Origin of the sequence: Streptomyces jumonjinensis (assembly GCF_009600885.1) — a bacterium.
Lineage (GTDB): Bacteria > Actinomycetota > Actinomycetes > Streptomycetales > Streptomycetaceae > Streptomyces > Streptomyces jumonjinensis.
Window position 1 is genome coordinate 955 of record NZ_VCLA01000170.1, and the last position, 18259, is coordinate 19213.

General features: G+C 73.4%; 16 protein-coding genes. 10 read left to right on the forward strand and 6 right to left on the reverse strand.

Translation table 11 applies throughout. The features are described 5' to 3' along the window. The coding region (locus tag FF041_RS24840; RefSeq protein WP_153525037.1) for an SDR family NAD(P)-dependent oxidoreductase at positions 1–269 on the reverse strand (269 nt) is incomplete at its 3' end. 388 nt (positions 270–657) lie between these two features. Between FF041_RS24840 and FF041_RS24845 the strand changes: the two genes are divergently transcribed. Beyond that, positions 658–2031, forward strand: a complete 1374-nt coding sequence (locus FF041_RS24845) for an SGNH/GDSL hydrolase family protein (RefSeq protein ID WP_153524885.1) — start codon at positions 658–660, stop codon at positions 2029–2031. An 88-nt stretch (positions 2032–2119) separates the two neighbouring features. On the opposite strand, the gene FF041_RS24850 is transcribed toward FF041_RS24845, so the two are convergent. Continuing rightward, positions 2120–4288 carry a restriction endonuclease gene (locus tag FF041_RS24850; protein WP_194292167.1) on the reverse strand — a complete coding sequence of 723 codons (2169 nt, stop codon included), beginning with the start codon at positions 4286–4288 and terminating at the stop codon, positions 2120–2122. Positions 4289–4540: 252 nt separating this feature from the next. Here FF041_RS24850 and FF041_RS24855 point away from each other — a divergent pair, with 252 nt between their 5' ends. The 7 genes from FF041_RS24855 (at position 4541) to FF041_RS24885 (ending at position 12431) form a co-directional block, all read left to right on the forward strand. Then, on the forward strand, positions 4541–5002 hold the full coding sequence (locus tag FF041_RS24855; protein WP_323392631.1) for a hypothetical protein: 462 nt from the start codon (positions 4541–4543) through the stop codon (positions 5000–5002). Continuing rightward, complete coding sequence (locus tag FF041_RS24860) at positions 4999–6927, forward strand: GMC family oxidoreductase (protein WP_323392633.1); 1929 nt, start codon at positions 4999–5001, stop codon at positions 6925–6927. The genes FF041_RS24855 and FF041_RS24860 overlap by 4 nt, the downstream gene beginning before the upstream one ends. Continuing rightward, positions 6924–7778: a hypothetical protein gene (locus FF041_RS24865; protein WP_153486396.1), complete on the forward strand. Its 855-nt coding sequence runs from the start codon at positions 6924–6926 to the stop codon at positions 7776–7778. The genes FF041_RS24860 and FF041_RS24865 overlap by 4 nt, the downstream gene beginning before the upstream one ends. A 232-nt stretch (positions 7779–8010) precedes the next feature. Further along, positions 8011–8982, forward strand: a complete 972-nt coding sequence (locus FF041_RS24870) for an endonuclease/exonuclease/phosphatase family protein (protein ID WP_323392727.1) — start codon at positions 8011–8013, stop codon at positions 8980–8982. 73 nt (positions 8983–9055) lie between these two features. Then, entirely contained in the window at positions 9056–9850 is a 795-nt protein-coding gene (gene cseB / locus FF041_RS24875) for a two-component system response regulator CseB (protein WP_153524887.1), read from the forward strand. A gap of 61 nt (positions 9851–9911) precedes the next feature. Then, positions 9912–11162 carry a sensor histidine kinase gene (locus tag FF041_RS24880; protein WP_153524888.1) on the forward strand — a complete coding sequence of 417 codons (1251 nt, stop codon included), beginning with the start codon at positions 9912–9914 and terminating at the stop codon, positions 11160–11162. Between the two features lie 117 nt (positions 11163–11279). Further along, entirely contained in the window at positions 11280–12431 is a 1152-nt protein-coding gene (locus FF041_RS24885) for a D-alanyl-D-alanine carboxypeptidase family protein (protein ID WP_153524889.1), read from the forward strand. Between the two features lie 30 nt (positions 12432–12461). Here the strand turns inward: FF041_RS24885 and FF041_RS24890 are convergent, their stop codons facing one another. The 3 genes from FF041_RS24890 to FF041_RS24900 form a co-directional block, all read right to left on the reverse strand. Beyond that, positions 12462–12902 (reverse strand): hypothetical protein, encoded by a 441-nt coding sequence (locus tag FF041_RS24890; protein ID WP_194292168.1) that lies wholly within the window; start codon positions 12900–12902, stop codon positions 12462–12464. 213 nt (positions 12903–13115) lie between these two features. Then, complete coding sequence (locus tag FF041_RS24895) at positions 13116–13406, reverse strand: hypothetical protein (RefSeq protein ID WP_228388612.1); 291 nt, start codon at positions 13404–13406, stop codon at positions 13116–13118. A gap of 104 nt (positions 13407–13510) precedes the next feature. Next, positions 13511–14086: a DUF5994 family protein gene (locus FF041_RS24900; protein WP_153524891.1), complete on the reverse strand. Its 576-nt coding sequence runs from the start codon at positions 14084–14086 to the stop codon at positions 13511–13513. A gap of 302 nt (positions 14087–14388) precedes the next feature. Here FF041_RS24900 and FF041_RS24905 point away from each other — a divergent pair, with 302 nt between their 5' ends. Beyond that, the gene (locus FF041_RS24905) at positions 14389–14907 is read left to right on the forward strand and encodes a DUF5994 family protein (protein WP_153524892.1); all 519 of its coding nucleotides are present in this window, start codon (positions 14389–14391) and stop codon (positions 14905–14907) included. A gap of 94 nt (positions 14908–15001) precedes the next feature. Here FF041_RS24905 and FF041_RS24910 read toward each other — a convergent pair whose 3' ends face one another. Next, complete coding sequence (locus FF041_RS24910) at positions 15002–16297, reverse strand: cation:proton antiporter (protein ID WP_323392638.1); 1296 nt, start codon at positions 16295–16297, stop codon at positions 15002–15004. A gap of 272 nt (positions 16298–16569) precedes the next feature. Between FF041_RS24910 and FF041_RS24915 the strand changes: the two genes are divergently transcribed. Continuing rightward, entirely contained in the window at positions 16570–18219 is a 1650-nt protein-coding gene (locus FF041_RS24915; RefSeq protein ID WP_153524894.1) for an alpha/beta hydrolase, read from the forward strand. The last annotated feature ends 40 nt before the right edge of the window (positions 18220–18259 follow it).

Here is an 18259-nt window from a genome sequence, read left to right on the forward strand (position 1 = left end):
TGGTTGGCGTTGACCCGGGCGGCCAGCGCGTGCACCTCGTCGAGGAGGGCGAAGTCGGCGCCGTAGGTGCAGAGCCGCTCGCCGTTGACGCCCGCGGTGGCGATCATCCGGTCCGCCGCGGCGCGGGCCTCGCCGTCGGTCCGCCCGTGCAGCAGGACCGTGGCCCCGCGCTCGGCGAGCAGCCGGGCGGTCTCGTAACCGATCCCGGACGTCGCGCCGGTGACCAGGACCGTACGGCCGGTGAGGGAGGAAAGGGTCAAGTCGTTCATGGGTGTCCCGTGTTCAGGAGTTCGGGGAACGCGCTCGGCGAATGCGTTCGGGGAACGAGTACGTGGAAGGGGTGCCGGACCGGTGGGGTCACGGCGCCCCGGGGCCGCGGAAGACGCGTCAGTGGGAGGCGGGCTCTTCCGGGCGGCAGCGGGGCGCACGACGGGGCGACGCCTGATGAGGCGGCCGGTCGAGAAGGAGCCACGCGCTGTTCACGTTCTTCATCCAACGCGCCGCCCGTGGCCGGTTCAAGGGACGGCGAACGACCCTGACGGAGTTCTGACATCGGGTGGGCGGGCCGGAGCGGACGCGGTCGGGTGATAGTTCCGCGTGCCGCCGGCGGCCGGTAGATTCACGCGCGTCGAGTTCCCCTGCGCGGAAGGAACTTTCATGAGGGCAAGAACCGGACGCGTCTGCACGGCCGTTGTGAGTCTGGCGGTCGCCCTGGCCATGGCACCCGCCCCGGCCTCGGCCGGAGGCGGAGACACAGCCGGAGCCGGAGAAGCAGCCGGAGCCGGAGCCGGAGCCGGAGCCGGAAACGCAGACCGGGACCGGGACCGGGACGAGGACCGGGGGCATACGGGGTGGACCAGCGCCTGGGGCTCCGCTCTCCACCGCGCCGTTCCGCCGCCGCCGTGGGCCGGGCCCAACTGGTCCATGGAGGGCTTCTCCGACCAGAGCCTGAGGCAGACCGTCCGGGTCACCGCCGCGGGCACGAAACTCCGCGTCCGGCTCTCCAACCGGTACGGACGGCAGCCGCTCCAGATCGCACGGGCGACCGTCGCCAAGACGGCCGAGGGAGCCGCCGTGCGTGCCGGAACCCTCCGGGAACTGCGGTTCTCCGGCCGGGCCGGCACCGTCGTGCCCACGGGAGCCGAGCGGCTCTCGGACGCGGCGGCACTGACCGTACGGCCGCTGGAGAAGCTCACCCTCACCCTCTACTTCGCCGCCGGCACGGGCCCCGCCACCTTCCACCTGGAGGGCTTCGCCACCTCCTACCGCGCCTCCGGAGACCGCGCGGGCGACGCCTCGGGCGCGGCCTTCGGCCAGGAGACCACCCAGTCGCTGTACTTCCTCTCCGGGGTGGAGGTGGCGGGGGCGCGCACCGAGGGAAGCGTCGTCGCCTTCGGGGACTCCATCACCGACGGCTACGCCTCCACGCCCGGCGCGGACCGCCGCTACCCGGACCGGCTCAGCGAGCGGCTCCTCGCCGACGGCCGGCGTCTCGGCGTCGTCAACGCCGGGATCAGCGGCAATATGCTCCTCACCGACTCCCGCTGCTTCGGCGAGAAGGGCCTTACCCGCTTCCGTCCCGAGGTGCTGGACCGGGCCGGCGTCCGTACCGCCGTCGTACTGATCGGCATCAACGACATCGGCGGCGGCGGGCTGCCCGATGTGAGCTGCGCGGTCCGTCCCGTGGTCGGCGCCGAGCAGATCATCGCGGGACACCGGGAGCTGATCCGGACGGCGCGGCAGCGCGGCGTCACGGTGGTCGGCGCCACCATGACCCCCTTCAAGAACTACCAGCCCTACTACACCCCGGAGAAGGAGGAGGTGCGCGACGCCGTGAACCACTGGATCCGGACCAGCGGGGCCTATGACGCGGTGGTCGACCTCGATCGCGCCCTCGCCGATCCCCGCCCCGGGCATGGGGACGAACTGGCCCCCGCGTACGACTTCGGGGACGGGATCCACCCCAATGACGCGGGCATGAAGGCCCTCGCGGAAGCCGTCGCGGACCGCCTTCCTGAGTCTGAGCTCTGATCGCTGAGCTCTGACCTCCGGTCCTGATGAGCTCCAGAGGCGCGCTGAGGATCGAAGGCCCCCCGGGGGCCCGGGCCCGGCCTCGGGCTCAGGCGACCTCGATGCCGTACTCCTGGACCAGGGATTCCAGCCCGCCCGGATAGCCCTTGCCCCCCATGACGAACTTCCAGTCCCCGCCCGCCCGTCTGCGGAACGAGCCGAGGACCAGGGCGGTCTCCCCGGCGCGGCCGTCGGAGACGGGCAGCCGGTCGAGCTCGGCCCCCGACGAGTCCAGGAGCCGGATCCGCGCGTCGGTGAATCCGGAGAGGTCCGCTTCCGGATGGGCGACGGGGTCGACCGCCGCCGCCAGCACCAGCCGGTCCGCGCCGCTGGGAAGCGCGTCGAACGCGACCCGCAGCGCCGCCTTGTCCGGTCCGGCGGCGGCTGCCGCACGGACCGCCCCTTCGGGGCACCGCGGATTGTTGAAGAACACGAAATGGTCCTCGCTCAGGACCCGTTGCCCCTGGCAGACGAGTGCGCACACGTCCAGGGCGACCTCGCCCGACCAGGACATCCCCAGCACATGGTGAGCGGAGGACGGAGCCGGTTCCGGGCTCGTAGCCGTAGCCGAAGCCGGAGCCGTGTCCGTACTCGCGTCTGTGTCCGCCGCATCCGGCCCGGTGCGCTGGGCCGGCACCCCGCCCCCGCCCCCGCTCCCGCCGCCGCCCAGCCGCCCGCGCAGCCCATGGCGGTGCAGCAGATCGACCAGCTCGCCGCCGGAGACCAGCTCCAGGGGCTTGCCATGGGCGAAGGCGTGCGACCCGGGGCCGAAGCGGGAAGTGGTGACCAGGACGCCCTTGTTGGCACCGGCGTCCTGCACCGTTCCGTAGAGATCCCGGACCGCGGTGGGAGGCACGGTGTTGCGGTAACGCTTGACCTGGACGACGATCTTGCCGCCCCGGATGGGCGTGGGGTCCATCGCGTCCACATCGACGCCGCCGTCGTTCGACCGCTGGGTCGTGACCGCCCGCATCCCCATGGCGCGGAAGAGCTCCGCGACCAGTGACTCGAAGGCGATCGGATCCATTTCGAATAGATCCGGGTCCCCCTCCCCGCCATGGGACACGACGCCCTCGCCGACATCGTCGGGCCGCCGCCCCGGGCGTACCGCCGTGCGCTGGTCGGGGCGCGCGGACAGCTGGCCCCGGAGCCCGTCCACCAGGCAGTCCACCGCCTGCACCTGCTCCAGACGCAGCTGGTCGAAGGCCGGACGCTGCGCCATGACCGTGGTGAGGAAGATCTGCGCCCGCCGCCCGGTCACCGGATCGTGGTCGTCCACGAAACCGTTCAGCGCGACGGACTCCAGCGCCCCGAACCCATCGGCGGCGAAGAGTTCGCGCAGCACCAGCAGCGCGCACTGAGCGATCACATCGCGGTACAGGGACCGGCGCTGCGCGACCGGACGGGCCGTCTCCCGGTCCTCATCGGCGGTCGGCATGTACCGCACCGACTTGGCCTCCGGGACGATGTCGTACCCCGGCAGCTCCCAGTCGATCACCAGCTGGCGCGCGGCCGGGTCATACGCCGCGGAGAGCTGCCGCGGCAGCTCCTCGGGCCATGCCGTGGACGCGTACAGGGCGGCGGAGAAGTACTCCACCACCGCGTCCGGCTCGCCGTCGCGCAGCTCCGCCGTCATCTCGGCGACGCCCGCGTTATGCCGGCGGATCTCCGTCAGCTGCGTCTCGGCCCACTGGTCGTACTGCCGCTGATACGCGGCCAGTTGGTGCTGCCGCTGGGTCTCCGCCGTCTGCGCCGCGTACCAGTCGCTCTCGTACCGCGCCCGTGCCTCGTCCTGTGCCCGCCGGTTCGCCCCGAAGGCCCAGCCGCTCTGCTGCTGTTGCTGGTAGAGGCCGGGGTCGGGCAGAGGGACGGGATGGGCGAGCGGGCCGGGGGAGAAGGGCTCGATCCTTTCGGAACGGGTCAGCGCGGACACGGTGAAGGAGGGGGCGCGGCACCCGGCGGCCAGCAGGTTTCCCAGGGCGTCGACCCGCGCGTCCAGCTCTTCGGTCCGCGCTCTGGCGTCCGCCTCCCGATGCCGCCGGTACGCCGCCTGCTGCTCGCGCTGGGTCCGTGCCACTTCGCGTTCCTGGGCCCGCTGCTGCCGGTCGAGATCGCGCTGCCGCTGGATGCGGGCACGTTCCTGTGCCTCCTGCTGCCGCTGCCGCTGGCGCTGGGCCTCGGCCCAGACGCCGATCAACCCGTTGGAGCGACGACTCATCGCGCAGGCCCTCCCCCTGGGGCCCGTCGTCCCCGCGATCGGCCGCCGGTCCCCGACCAGCGGTGGTGCAACGACTCTAGTCCGTCGTTCATTTGTCTGCCGTCCGTTCGCCGTCCGTTCGCCGGCCGGGTACGGGCCGGGTACGGGCCGGGTACGGGGCGAGCCTTTCGGACAACCTTCGCCGCGCGCGCATGGGCGGCCCGGTGCCGGGGCACTGATCGCCAGCGTGTCAGGGATCAGGACGGGGCAGAGGTGAGCACTGTGCGGGTGCGGGACGAGCGCGGGGCGGCGGAGCGTGCCTTCGTCGCCGTGTCCGAGACGCTGACGGGGTTCGACGCCGAGACGCTGTACGGGACCGGGCTGGTGGGCGAGTACCGGGCCCTGACGGCCGCCGAGGCGGGCGAGGATCGGTACGCGCGGTTCGCCGGAGGGGATCAGGGCGGCCCAGGTCATCAGGGTGACCCGGACGGTGATCCGGAGCTGACCCGCGCCGTCGTGCAGCTCTGGTACACCGGCCGCTGGCCGGGGCTCGCCGGTGGGCGGGGGCCGTACACGGTCTCCGTACGGGCCTATGCGGAGGGGCTGGTCTGGCGGGCGGTCGGCGTAGCGGCCCCCGGCGTCTCCGCGCCCGGCTTCGGGAGCTGGACCGAGCCGCCCGCCCCGCTCGACGGCTGGTCCGAGCCGCCCGCCCCGGCGGACGGGGCAGGCCGGTGAACCAGACGCCGACGCCGCAGCGGCGTTCCCAGCCGTACGATGTCATCGTCGTCGGGGCCGGGATCGCCGGTTCGATCCTCGCCCGGCGGCTGGGCGAGCTGGGCCGGCGCGTCCTGGTGCTGGAGGCCGGCGAGCGGGCCGCCGACCCGGAGCGGGCCCACCGCGAGGCGCTGGAGCGCTATCTCACCGCCCCGGTGAAGATGCCCGACTCCCCGTACCGGGAGAATCCGGCCGCGGCCTGGCCCGGAGGCACCGATGTGACCGGACTGCCCGGCGGCGGCTACCGGTCCGCCGGACATCTCGTCCAGCGCGGGGAGCTCCCGTACAGCAGCGGCTATCTCCGGGTCAACGGCGGAACCGGCAACGTGTGGACCGGGCTCACCCCGCGCATGCTGCCCGAGGACTTCGACACCGAGGCGTTCGGCTACGGCCGCCGCTGGCCGATCTCCTACGCCGACCTCGAACCGTACTACCGCGCCGCCGAACGGGAGATCGGCGTGGCCGCCGACGCCGGCGAACAGCGCGAGCGGCTCGGCCTGCCCTTCCCCGAGGGGTACGTCTACCCCATGCGGCCCATCCCGCCGAGCCGGCTCGACCGGGCCGTCGCCGCCCGGCTGGACGGTCGGCGGGTCGGCGACCCCGGCTCCCCGGACCCCGTGGAGCTCCGCGTCACCGGGACCCCGCAGGGGCGCAACAGCACACCCGACCCGGAGTACGACGGCGGCAGGGGATACGTCCCCATCGGCGCGCACGGGCGGCCCGATCCGGCGAGCCGGTGCGCGGGCAGCGCGACCTGTGTCCCGCACTGCCCGTCGTACGCGAAGTACACGCCGCTCAAGACGCAGGCACGCTGGGCCCCGTCCGTGACGCTGACCGCCCGCGCGGTGGTCAGCCGGGTGCTGGTGGACGGGACCGGCCGGGCCGTGGGCGTGGAGTACCTCTCGTACGAGGGCGGCGGTGGTGCGTACGGCGGCGGGTCCGGCGGCTCGTACGACGGCGGCTCGGGCGCGACCCGGCAGCACACCGCGCACACCACGTACACCGCGTACGCCGATGTCGTCGTCCTGGCCGCGCACGCCATCGAGAACGCCCGGCTCCTGCTGCTCTCCGATCTCGCCGGCCGCAGCGACCAGGTCGGCCGCAACCTCATGGACCACCCGGTACTGCTCACCTGGGGGCTGCTGCCCGAGCAGGCCGGACCGTACCGGGGACCGGCCTCCACCTCCGGTCTCGAAGGATTCCGGGCCGGTCCCGCCCGCCGCGCCCGCGCCCCGTTCCGCATCGAGATCGGGAACTGGGGATGGGCCTGGGCCAAGGGCCCGGTCGACGGCGACGTCGCCGAACTGCTGGGCCGGGGGCTCCTCGGCACGGAGCTGCGCCATGCCCTCCGGGACCGCGTCGGACGGCAGTTCACCCTCCAGTTCGAGCTGGAGCAGGGCGCCGACCCGGCCAACCGGATCACCCTCGACCCGGTGCTCCGCGATGCGCTGGGCCTGCCGCGCCCCGTGGCGACGTACGGTCTCGACACCCATGTCAGGGACGGCATCGCCGCCGCGAAGACGGTCTCCGACCAGATCTTCGGGCTTCTCGGCGCCGAGGACCGCACCGCGTACGAACCGGCCGAGGCATGGGCCGGCCGCTTCGAACACCGGGGCCGGACCTATGCGTTCCGGGGCGCGGGCCATGCCGCGGGCACCCACATCATGGGCGACTCCGCGGCCACCTCCGTCGTCGACTCATGGCAGCGCTGCTGGGACCACCCCGGCCTGTACGCGGTCGGCTGCGGCAGCATGCCGTCCGTCGCCACCTCCAACCCCACCCTCACCATGGCCGCCCTCGCGCTGCGCAGCGCCGAGCGGATCGAGGCCGAGCTGACCGAACGGGACCGCCCGCTCGCCGTTCTCAACCCTGGAGCGCACGCATGAGCCCGCTGACCCCGCCGCCGGTGCCCGAACCCTTTCAGCTCCCCTTCCACTACGGGGCGCTGCACACCATCGGCCTGGACTATCTCGTCGACCCGGCCCCCGTCCGCGAGCTGCTCGCCGAACACCATCCGGCGCTGAGCGCGGCGGAGTTCGCGGGGCGGGCGCTGGTGTCGCTCAACTATCAGCTGTACTTCGCCCAGTACGCGTCCGGCGGCGGCGTCACCCAGGAGATCGAGTACAACATCGTCGCCTTCCCCGCCGGGGACGAGGGGCGGCTCCCCGACATCGGCTACGCGCAGTACGCGCAGGGCTGGGACCAGACGAAACTGCTCGGCATCGCGCGTATCCACGTACTGTGCGACAACGCGCTCGCCATCGAGGCGGGGCGCGGGATCTACGCGGAGCCCAAGTATCCGGGCTGGTTCGAGACGGATACGCCCTCCCTCAACGGGCCCGCCACGGAGGTCTGGAGCATTCGCTGCAAGGCGGCCGGGTTCGGCGCGGACGGCGGCGTCGAGCGCCAGGACGGCGAGCTGTTCTCCTTCACGGCGGATCTCACCGGTCTGCCCGCCGTGCCCGTGAACACCACGCCGACCACCGGGTACGGCACCGACGCCGCCGGGCGGGCGCTGGCCGGGCCGATGAACGTCTACCAGCCCTACCGCTGGCACGATCTCGCGGACCCGGCCGCCGCCGGACGCGTACGCCTCGCCGTCCAGGACACGGCCTCCGGGATCGGCCGCGATCTGACCCGGCTCATCGGCGAAGCCCCGCCCGCCGGTGCCTGGACCTCTCAGTCGCCGCCGGTGGCCGCGCACAACCGGCCCTACTATCTGGCGGTGCCGCGCTGAGCTCCCGCCCGGGTCCGGGCGGTCCCGGACGGTCCCGGGCACGCCCGTCGATACCCAGCTGATACAGAGCCGTGCGGTGCCTGAAGCACTGCCCTGACCTGCCGGAAGTGTGACTCCCGGAGTCTGTGGACGTACCCGGTCCCGGTGTACGAGACGTTGGGAGACACGCGCCGTGCTGAGCTCGCCGAGGGCGTCCGCGCCCACTGAGGAGACCGGGCGCGCGGCTGCGGGCGTGGGGCCCGCCGTCCCGGGCGCGGCGTCCGCCGCTTCGAGCCCTACCGCTGTCCGCCGCCGGCGTGCCGGGCGTCGGCTCACCGCCGCCGCGCTGCTCTGCGCGGCGCTCACAGCGCTGCACGACCACGTCCCGAACACGGTCGGAAACCTCGGCAGCCTCTTCCAGACGCTGCTGCCCTGGACGGGCCTCAGCGTGCCCGTCCTGCTCGCGCTGGCGGCCGTCCGCCGCTCCCGGACCGCGGCCGTCGCGGCTCTCGCGCCCGCCGTCGTCTGGGGGGCGCTCTTCGGCGGCGCGCTCACCGACAAACGCTCCGGCGGCGGCGATCTGACGGTGGTCAGCCACAACGTGGACGAGGCGAACCCGGACCCGGTGCGGACCGCGCGCGTCCTCGCGGACGCGGACGCGGATGTACTGGCGCTGGAGGAGCTGCCCGCGCGGGCCGCGGAGGTCTACGAGCGTGAGCTGGCCGCCGACTATCCGCACCACGAGGTGCGCGGCGGGGTCGGCCTGTGGAGCAAGCACCCGCTCCGGGAGGTGGAAGAGGTGCCGATCATGCCGTGGACCCGTGCGGTACGGGCCACCGCACAGACCCCGGAGGGGCCCGTCGCCGTCTACGCCGCCCATCTCGCGTCGGTACGGGTCCACCCGGCCGCCGGTTTCACCGCGGACCGCCGCAACGAGGCGGCCCGGGCGCTGGCCGCAGCGGTACGGGCGGAGCCGCTGCCCCGCGTCGTGGTGCTGGGCGACTTCAACGGCACGGCCCAGGACGGGGCGCTGGCCCCGGTCACCTCGCAGCTGCGCTCCGCGCAGCGGGAGGCCGGGGACGGCTTCGGCTTCACCTGGCCCGCCGCGTTCCCGGTGGTCCGGATCGACGACGTCTACGTGAAGGGGATGACCCCGCTCTCCTCCTGGACCCTGCCCGCCACCGGCAGCGACCACCTTCCCGTGGCGGCCTCCCTGCGGCTGTGACCCGGCCCCGCTTGTCCCGGCCCCCGTCCGGGCATCGGGGGGACCGGCCGACTGACTACGATGCGAGCGACGAATGACTCATTACGGCCAAGTAGGCAGCGTGTCGGAAGCCCGGGTCCCGAACCCCGTCAGCGTGCTCCTCGTCGAGGACGACGCCGTCATCCGCCGCGCCGTCCAGCTGGCCCTGGAACGCTACGGCTACCAGGTCGCCGTGGCCGCCGACGGACTCAGCGGCCTGGAGGCGTTCCGCGCGGGCCGACACGGTGCGGGCGGACACGGTGCGGGCCGACACGATCTGCTGATCCTCGATGTGATGCTGCCCGAGCTCGACGGGATCGGCCTGTGCCACCGTATCCGCGAAGAGAGCCCGGTCCCGGTGCTGATGATGTCCGCGCGCGGCGACGCCCTCGACGTCGTCGCCGGGCTGGAGGCGGGCGCCGACGACTATGTGATCAAGCCGGTCGACACCGCCGTCTTGGTCGCCCGCATCCGCGCCCTGCTGCGCCGCGCCACCTTTCAGCCATCTCAGAGGCACCCGGCCACAGCGGCCCGGACCGCCGGCGGAGCCAATGCCGCCGAAGGGCTGCTCGTCTTCGGTGACCTGAGCGTGGACACCCTCGGCTTCGAGGTGCGCCGGGCCGGCCGGACCGTCCCGCTGACCCCCACCGAGCTGCGTCTGCTGCTGGAGTTCGCCGCCGCCCCCGGCGCGGTCCTCGACCGCCTCCGGCTGCTGCGCGACGTCTGGGACTACGGCTGGGAGGGCGACACCCGCGTCGTGGATCTGTGCGTGCTCCGGCTGCGCAAGAAGATCGGCAGCACCCGGATCGAGACCGTCCGGGGCTTCGGCTACAAACTCGTCCGCGACTGACGGCACTGACGGCACCGACGGCACTGACGGGCACTGACGGGAACTGGCGGGCACTGACGGCATGGACCTCCTCAACCCCCGCGCCCTGCGCTGGAAGATCGCCGGGCTGGCCGCCGCCGCCTGCTGCGCGGTCGCGGCCGTGATCGGCTTCCTGGTCCATGACGCGACCCGCGACCGCGGGCTGAGAGTGGGGCAGGACCGGGTCCTCACCCATCTGGCCACGGTGGAGAAGGAGTACGCCCGTACGGGGAAGCGGCCGACCGACGCCGACCTCAGGACACCGGACCAGCTGCCCGAGCCGCTGGCGCGCGACCTGGCCGAAGAGACGAGCCGGGGCGGAAGGTACGGCGTCTGGTACGACGTCAAGAGCCCGAACCACCACTGGATGTGGGGGGCGGCGGCCGTCGGCGACCAGGTGCTGGTCGTACGGAACGACATGATGATCGAGGAGCGCGGTCTCCAGCTCCTGGACCGCTCCATCATCACCTCCGTACTCGCCGCCCTCGCCGTCGTCGTTCCGCTCGCAGCCCTCGCGACCGAGCCCATCAACCGGCGGCTGCGCCACGGCGCGCGCACCGCCCGCGCGATCGCCGACGGCGATCTCGACGCCCGCATCGGCCGCACCGGACGGGCCCGTGACGAGATCACCGAGATGTCGGCGGCCGTCGACGAGATGGCCGGGGCCCTCCAGCGCGAGCTGGAGAACGAGCGGCGTTTCACCGCCGATGTCGCGCATGAGCTGCGTACCCCGCTGATGGGCCTGGTCACCGCCGCCGGACTGCTCCCGGAGGGCGACGAGGCGACCGAGCTGGTACGGGACCGGGTGCGGGCGCTGAACGCGCTGATCGAGGACCTGCTGGAGATCTCCCGGCTCGACGCGGGCGCCGAGCGGGCCCGCGTCGACGCGGTGCCGCTGGGCGAGCTGGTCGCCGACGTGGTGCGGCGGACGGGGACGGACACCCGGGTCGCCGCCGGGGCCGCCCGGACGGTGGAGACCGACCCGCGCCGGGTGGAGCGGATCGTGGTCAACCTGGTCGCCAACGCCCATCGGCACGGCGCCGCTCCGGTCGAGGTCACCGTCACGGGCGCGCGGATCGTCGTACGCGACCACGGGCCGGGCTTCCCCGCCGTGCTGCTCGACGAGGGCCCCCGGCGCTTCCGTACCGGCGCGAGCGAGCGCGGGCGCGGGCACGGCCTCGGGCTGACCGTCGCGCAGGGGCAGGCGGCGGTCCTCGGGGCGCGGCTGACCTTCGCGAACGACCCGGCTCAGGGCGCGGTCGCCACCCTCGAACTGGCCCCGGGCACGGTCTGAAACGGAACCGAAACGGGGTCTCGCGGCGGTGGAAACGGCGTCGCGCGGGTCCGGAAGAACGACTCACCGAAGGTGATTCAGGTGCGGGAACCGCACATGTCTCCCTGGAGGTGCCTCATGTCCGTCGACCACAGCAACCGCTCCGGAGCGGGAGCCGGAGCGGGAGCCGGAGCCGACACCGGAACCGACATCGACTCCGGAACCGGCTCCCGCTCCGATTCCGGAGCCGGTGTCCGCCCCGTGGTGGCCCGCTTCGGCCTCCGCTTCCGCTTCCGCCGCTCCGTTCTCGTACCGCTGTCCGCCGCCGCCGTCGTGCTCGTGACCGGCACTGGCGGCTGGTACGCCGCCGGCGGCGGCGGACAGCCCGGCCCGGGCGGCACCCCCCTGGCCCCCGCGGACCCCACGACCCCCCTGGCTCCTCTGACCCCCCTGGCTCCCGTGGCGAAGGAGATGGACCTGCCCTGGCCCGCCGAGGGCCAGTCGAGCGTGGAGGTCGAGGGGATCGGCAGTCTCGGCGCCGTGGGCGAGCAGACCCCCGTACCGATCGCCAGCGTCACCAAGGTCATGACCGCCTATGTGATCCTCAAGAACCATCCGCTGCGCCCCGGCGCCGCCGGGGCGAAGATCGTCGCCGACCAGCGGGCCGCCGACGAGTCGTTCTCGACCGTCGAGACGACGGCCCCCGTGCTGGCCGGGCGCGAGTACACCCAGCGCCGGCTGCTGGAGCTCATGATGCTGCCGTCCGGCAACAATGTGGCGCGTCTGCTGGCCCGCTGGGACGCGGGCGGTCAGAAGAAGTTCGTCGGGAAGATGAACGAGGCCGCCGCCGCACTCGGTATGAACCGCACGGTCTACACCGGGGTGAGCGGCATGGAGGCCAGTACGAAGAGCACCGCGGTGGACCAGCTGAAGCTGGCCCGCGCCGTCATGAAGGACCCCGCCTTCCGCCAGGTCGTGGCCACCCGCGCCGTCACGGCCCCCGGCGCGGGCACGGAGATCCGCAACACCAACAGGCTGCTCGGCCGGGACGGTGTGATCGGTCTGAAGACCGGCACCACCACCCCGGCGGGCGGAAATTTCATGTGGGCCGCCACCCAGAAGATCGCGGGGACCTCCCGTCTGATCCTCGGCGTCGTCCTGCGCCAGCGCGCCGGCACCAGCCCCGTCGAGGGCAGCACCGCCGTCCGCGAGGCCAGCCACGCGCTGATCACCGCGATCCGCGCCGACCTCCCGGACGCCGTCGCCCGGCACGCCGCCCGCGAGAAGTGATCCCGGACGCCCACCAATGGGCCGGCGCCGTCAGTCGTGGGTCGCGGAGTGCCAGACCGGGTTTCCGTAGAAGCCGTGGACGACCACGTTGCCGTCGTTCTGGACCTGTATCCAGCCGTACGTATGCGCGGTGCCTGCGGACCAGACCGCGGAGTTCGCCGCGTTGGTGACGACGAGATCGCCGGTCTCGGTGTAGACCGCGCATTGGCCCTTGCCGGCGGTGCCGGGGGCGGTCCAGGCGGTCCTGCCGTCCTTGACGACGGTCAGGGAGCCGGTGCTCGTCACCTTGAGGCTGGTGCGGCCGTTCCAGGAGGTCCAGGACTGGTTCTTGCAGATCTTGTTGCCGGGTGCGATCTCGAACTCGCCGGAGGGCGTGGCCGCTTGGGCGGCGCCACCGCCGAGGACGAGCACGGTCGAGGCGGCGACCGCCGCGCCGAGGGCACGGGAGAGCGGGTGGGTGAACGGGCGCATGGGGGACTCTTTTCGGCAGGGGGAATCCCGCTGTCGGCGGCTCATGTCCGGTCCACAGGGCGTCAGGGCCTCTTCGCCGGACGGGCACCGAGCGAGAACCTCAGCATCGCGTCCCCGGCCGCTCCGGGGATCGGGCGAACGACGGACATGTGCGTGACGTTACGAAACGTCCGCGCCGCACCGAGTGCGCAGCTCTCAAGCCTCCTCCGTCCGTCAAGCCTCTTCCGCGTGGGCGCCGACGCCGGTGGGAGGCCGACTGGTGGCCAGCCAGGTGCGGGCGGGTCCGGCCGCGGTCCCGGTCCCGGTCCCGGTGTCGACGGTGAGGTGGAGCCGGGTGCCGCCGCCGGGGGCGGGGTAGCTGCGCTGTTCGGTCCCGGCGAAGCAGTGGCGCAGGACTTCGGCGACCGCGCGGGCGGTCTCGGGCGAGGCGGCGACGATACGGACTTCGGCGTGTCCGGCTGTCGGCAGCGTCTCCGTGCCATGGGTTTCCAAGGTGGCTTTCAAGGGGGCGTCCTTTCTTCGGCGGGTCTTGGGCGGGTCTTGGGCGGGTCTTCGGCGGGCGACACATCGATGGGCCGGACGCCTGCGGCGTCCCGCCCATCGCGTGCTCATCGCCGGGTGTTTCCGGGTACGGGGGGAGCCTGCCGCCCGGTGAGGGGCCCGGAGGGCGACCCGCAGGCGCCGCCTTCGGTCTCCCAGGCGTCCTCGCGGCTTCGGGCGTCCCCTATGCCGCGGCTGACGGCGGCTTCGTCGGCCATCAGGGTTCCGGCGGTGAGGACGCTTCCGGGGATCGCTGCGGCGGTCATGAGACGGGCCGCGGCGGCCGGCTCGGTCTCGGGCGGGATCACCAGCAGATCCCAGCGGCCGGCGTGGAACGACAGCAGGATCAGCTTGTCGGGGTGCTGTTCGGTGAACCAGCCCACGCGTACGGTGCGTCCGGCGACGGGAACCTTGTGCGGGATGACGGGCCAGCGGGCGGGGTTCACGGTGACGCGCGTGATCCGCCCCCAGGCTCCGTCGAGTGCGGCGGCCAGCGGCGGGAGCTCGGCTTCGAGATCGCGGGAGCGGGGCCACCAGGCCCCGTCCAGCTGGCCGGCGAGGGTGGTCTTCGGCGTGAGGGACAGGCGTGCCGGGAGCTCTGGGGCGAGGTCGCGAGGCGCGGTCCGGCCGAGGGTCATGGTCATGGTGCGGACCTGCCCCCGGGCTGCTCGTCGGCAGCCCGGTTCTCCGTGATCGCCAGGAATGACACCCGCATGGAAGCCGGTGTGCGAAGTACTCCCGGTACCTGTGACTGTACGCCTGTTCGGCGGGCCCTGACCCGGCTGCGACCAGGTATTTTCCCGTGCCTGGCAGGGGCGGGACCGCTGTGGCGAGCGGTGGCGCGGGCACGGGGAGTACCGTGAGATCACGGCAGCACAGCGCCCATCGAGGCTGAGCGTCGGCCTTTGACGGGGTGCGGCCGGACCTCGTGGACGGGCGGATCGACATGGCTGACTCCGACACACCGCACACACCCCCGCTGTCCCTGCCGGATGCGATCCACGAGGCGGTCGAGCCCGGTACGGCGTTGCTGCGGCTGGAGACCACTCACTCCCGTGAAGGAGTCCTCGACGGCGCGTGGTGGCCCCGTACCCGTGACATCGAGACCGAGCTTCCGCCCCTGATCAGCGCGCTGGCCGAGCACCTCGGGCCCATCACCCGCGTCGGCGTGGACGCCTCCGCCTGGAACGGCCTCCCGACCCGTCTGATCATCGACGGCCGGGTCGTCCACCTCGACTCCGACCCCGTCGGCGACGACACCGTCCTGATCACCCGCGGCGATCAGGACCACTTCGCACTGCTGGTGGTGCCCCCGGACACGACGCCCGAGGCCGCACGCGTCGCGATGGCCCGCGCGGTCAACGTCGGGAACATCACCCAGGCCGCCGAGATCCTCATCGCCACCATCCCCGAACCCCGGCCCCAGCGCGGTAGCCGCGGTGATCCAGCCGGCGGACATCCCTAGCCGTATTGCCCTGCGGGCCTGGGACGCGGCGGACGCGAGGGACGCGAGGGGCCACCGGATGGGCGAGCCGCCCGGCACGGCACGGTCGACGCGGCTACGGCACAGGCCCCTTCTCCCGCAGCTCCGGGGTGTGGCGCAGGGTGTCGGCGTACCAGGAGCCGTAGCGGGATCCCAGGAACGCGGCCGACGCCCCATGCGCGTAGACACTGAGCGCAACGGTCACCGCGACGACACCGCTGAGCAGCTCCGGACCGGGGAGCTGTTCCTCGAAGGCGATCAGCCCGAACACCACGGACGCGAGCCCGCGCGGGCCGAACCAGCCGATATAGGACACGGTGGGCGTACGCAGCCCGGAGCCGATGAGGGAGACGGCGACGGGAAGCATCCGGATGACGGTGAGGCTGAGCACGGCGTACAGCGGCATCCGCCAGTCGGCGTGCTCCAGTACGGGCCCCAGGATCACGGCGCCGAAGAACAGAAAACTCAGCGCGGCCAGCAGTTCGCCGAGCCGGTCGCTGAACGCGATGTTGCGGCGGAGGTCGTCATCGGCGGCGGTGGCGGTGGTTGCCTCATCGGCGGGCGGTCGCCCGTCCGGCGTGCTGGCGCGCACGACGGCGCCGAAGGCGAGGCCCGCGGTCCAGGCCCCGATGAATCCGCTGCCGTCGATCACGACGCAGAGCGCGTAGGCCGTGATGGGCACGGTCAGGACCAGGATCTGCCGCCAGCCCGTGGCGCTCCAGCCCCGGACCGCCGACCAGCGCAGCACCCGCGCGCCCAGCCAGCCGGCCGCCAGCCCGATGGCGCTGCTGGCCACGAGGGCGAGCAGGAACGCCGCGAGCGGGCCCTGACGGCCGCCGTGTCCGCCGCCTGCCGCCGCGAGGGCCAGCACGAAGAACGGCAGCACGATGCCGTCGTTGAGCCCGGATTCGACATTGAGTCCGTGCCGTACGAGAGCGGGGACCCGTCTGTCCGCCACGGCCTGCTGGCCGAGTGCCGCGTCGGTGGGGGCGAGGACGATGCCGACCACCGCGAGCTCCCAGACGCTCAGCCCGGGCAGTACGGCCCATGCCACGAGCCACCCCAGCAGCATGGTCAGCGGCAGTCCGACCGCCAGCAGCCGCACCGGCAGCGGGCTCTCCCTGCGGAGCTCCGGCAGCCGGACCGACGCGGCTCCGGTGAACAGCACCAGGGTCAGAGCGCTCTCCAGCAGCGTCCGGGTGACCTCGGCGTCATGGGCGCGATCGACGAGATCGAGCCCCAGCGGCCCGATCGCCAGGCCGCAGGTGACGAGCACCATCGGACCGGAGACCGCCGTCGCGGCCAGGCGGCGCGAGACCGCCGCGTAGCCGGCGACCACCGCGCCCGCCGCGATGACAGCCCATGGATTCACCGGTCCTCCTCCGTGGGCCGACCGTGTCCGCCCTCCCTGGAAACCCACCGCCCCCGATACCCCGCCAGCTTGGGCCAGCCGCACGGGCCGGGCCGGGGCGGCGCTCCGGCGAGGGGCCCGGGTGCCCCGGATGGGCCTGTGGACCGGACCGGACCGGACCGGACCGGCGCACGGCCCGCGACCGCGCATCGCCGGGCCGCGTTCGGCCGCGGCCGGATTGCGCGCCTCGCCGGGCCGGGGTGCTGTTGAGGGGTGGAAGAGGAGGGTGGAGCATGCGCATACCCGGGTCGGCGGCGGGCCGCCGGCATTACGCGGCGGTCCTCGCGGCGGCGGTGATCTGCTCGACGGTCCTCACCGAGCCGAGCCTCGCTCCGGCCGGGGGCGGGCCGTCGCCTCCGGAGTCCGTGCCCCGGCTGAACTGGAGACCCTGCGTCCCCGGCAGCCCGTTCGACTGCGCGAGCGCGACCGCGCCGCTGGACTACGTCGATCCCGGCCGTCGCACCATCGATCTGGCGGTCGTCAGACGGAAGGCGACCGGCCCCGGGCGGCGTGTCGGGACCCTGTTCTTCAACCCCGGCGGCCCCGGCGGCCCGGGAACCGTGCAGATGCCGCAGTGGTACGAGTTCTTCCCCCGGGAGATACGGGAACGGTTCGACATCGTCAGCTGGGATCCCCGCGGGGTCGGCAACAGCACCCCCGTACGGTGCTTCGACAGCACCCGGGAAGCCGACGCCTGGGCGGCCCGCAAACCGGCCGGCTTCCCCGCGGGCGCGGAGCAGCGGGCGGCCTGGATCGCCGCGTACGCCGAACTGGGCCGGCTCTGCGAGCAGCGCGATCCCGAACTCCTGCGCCATGTGTCGACCGCGGACACCGCGCGCGACCTCGACCGGCTCCGCCAGGCGGTGGGCGAGCCGCGGCTCAACTATCTCGGGGTCTCCTACGGCTCGTTCCTGGGCGCTTCCTATGCCGCCCTCTTCCCCGGCAGGGTCCGCGCCATGACCCTCGACGGCGCCATCGACCCGCGGGCCTGGACGGACAACGCCTCGCCCGGCGAACCCCGGCTCCCGATCTTTCTGCGCATGGGCTCGGACCTGGGCGCGGCGGCGACCCTGGACCGCTTCCTCGCCTTGTGCGGCTCCGCCGCCCCCGCCCGCTGCGCCTTCTCCGCGGGCGACCCGGATGCGACCCGGGCCAAGTTCGACCGGCTGACGCGGCGGCTGAAGGAGCGTCCGCGGGGCGCGTGGACCTACGGCAGGACCGTCGCCGACGTGGTGAACGGTCTCTATGTGGTCCACCCGGGATGGACGGACCTCGCCGCCAGGCTCCAGGACCTGTGGCAGGGCCGCGCCCCGAAGCAGCCCGCACCGCCGCCCCCGCCCTTCCCGCTTCCGTATCTGGGCGATGAACAGGCGGGCGCCGTGCTCTGCTCCGACAGCCCCAATCCACGGGACCCCGGCGCGTACCACGCACTGGAGGAGGCCGCCGCCGTCCGCGCGGGCGACGCCGGACGCTTCTGGACCTGGGCCGCGGAGCCGTGCGCCACCTGGCCGGCCAGTGCTGTCGACCCCTACACCGGCCCGTGGAACACCCCCACGGGGGCGACCGTCCTGCTGGTCAACCCCGCCTACGACCCCGCCACCCCCTACCCGGGCGCCCAGGCCCTGGCCGGCGAACTGGCCGACGCCCGCCTGCTCACCCTCGACGGATACGGTCACACCTCACTGCTCAACCCCAGCCGCTGCGTCGCGGACCACGAGAGCCGCTACTTCATCGACGGCGCCCTCCCACCCCCCGGCGCCGTCTGCCACCAGGACACGCCGCCCTTCGCCGCCCCCGCCGGCCGTGAACACCCGCCGACCGGTCGCGACAGGGCCCGAACCACCGGCGAACCTCCGACCGGGGACACTGGACCCCGAGCCTGAGCCCGTCCAGGGGCGACTCCGGGCCCTTTGCCCCGGACCT

What these genes read in the sequence shown, in the direction of transcription:
- FF041_RS24880 (WP_153524888.1), top strand. Translation starts at nt 9,912, where the DNA reads ATGGACCTCCTCAACCCCCGCGCCCTGCGCTGGAAGATCGCCGGGCTG.
- FF041_RS24915 (WP_153524894.1), top strand. Translation starts at nt 16,570, where the DNA reads ATGCGCATACCCGGGTCGGCGGCGGGCCGCCGGCATTACGCGGCGGTC.
- cseB (WP_153524887.1), top strand. Translation starts at nt 9,056, where the DNA reads ATGACTCATTACGGCCAAGTAGGCAGCGTGTCGGAAGCCCGGGTCCCG.
- FF041_RS24885 (WP_153524889.1), top strand. Translation starts at nt 11,280, where the DNA reads ATGTCCGTCGACCACAGCAACCGCTCCGGAGCGGGAGCCGGAGCGGGA.
- FF041_RS24905 (WP_153524892.1), top strand. Translation starts at nt 14,389, where the DNA reads ATGGCTGACTCCGACACACCGCACACACCCCCGCTGTCCCTGCCGGAT.
- FF041_RS24850 (WP_194292167.1), bottom strand. Translation starts at nt 4,288, where the DNA reads ATGAGTCGTCGCTCCAACGGGTTGATCGGCGTCTGGGCCGAGGCCCAG.
- FF041_RS24845 (WP_153524885.1), top strand. Translation starts at nt 658, where the DNA reads ATGAGGGCAAGAACCGGACGCGTCTGCACGGCCGTTGTGAGTCTGGCG.
- FF041_RS24865 (WP_153486396.1), top strand. Translation starts at nt 6,924, where the DNA reads ATGAGCCCGCTGACCCCGCCGCCGGTGCCCGAACCCTTTCAGCTCCCC.
- FF041_RS24890 (WP_194292168.1), bottom strand. Translation starts at nt 12,902, where the DNA reads ATGCGCCCGTTCACCCACCCGCTCTCCCGTGCCCTCGGCGCGGCGGTC.
- FF041_RS24900 (WP_153524891.1), bottom strand. Translation starts at nt 14,086, where the DNA reads ATGACCATGACCCTCGGCCGGACCGCGCCTCGCGACCTCGCCCCAGAG.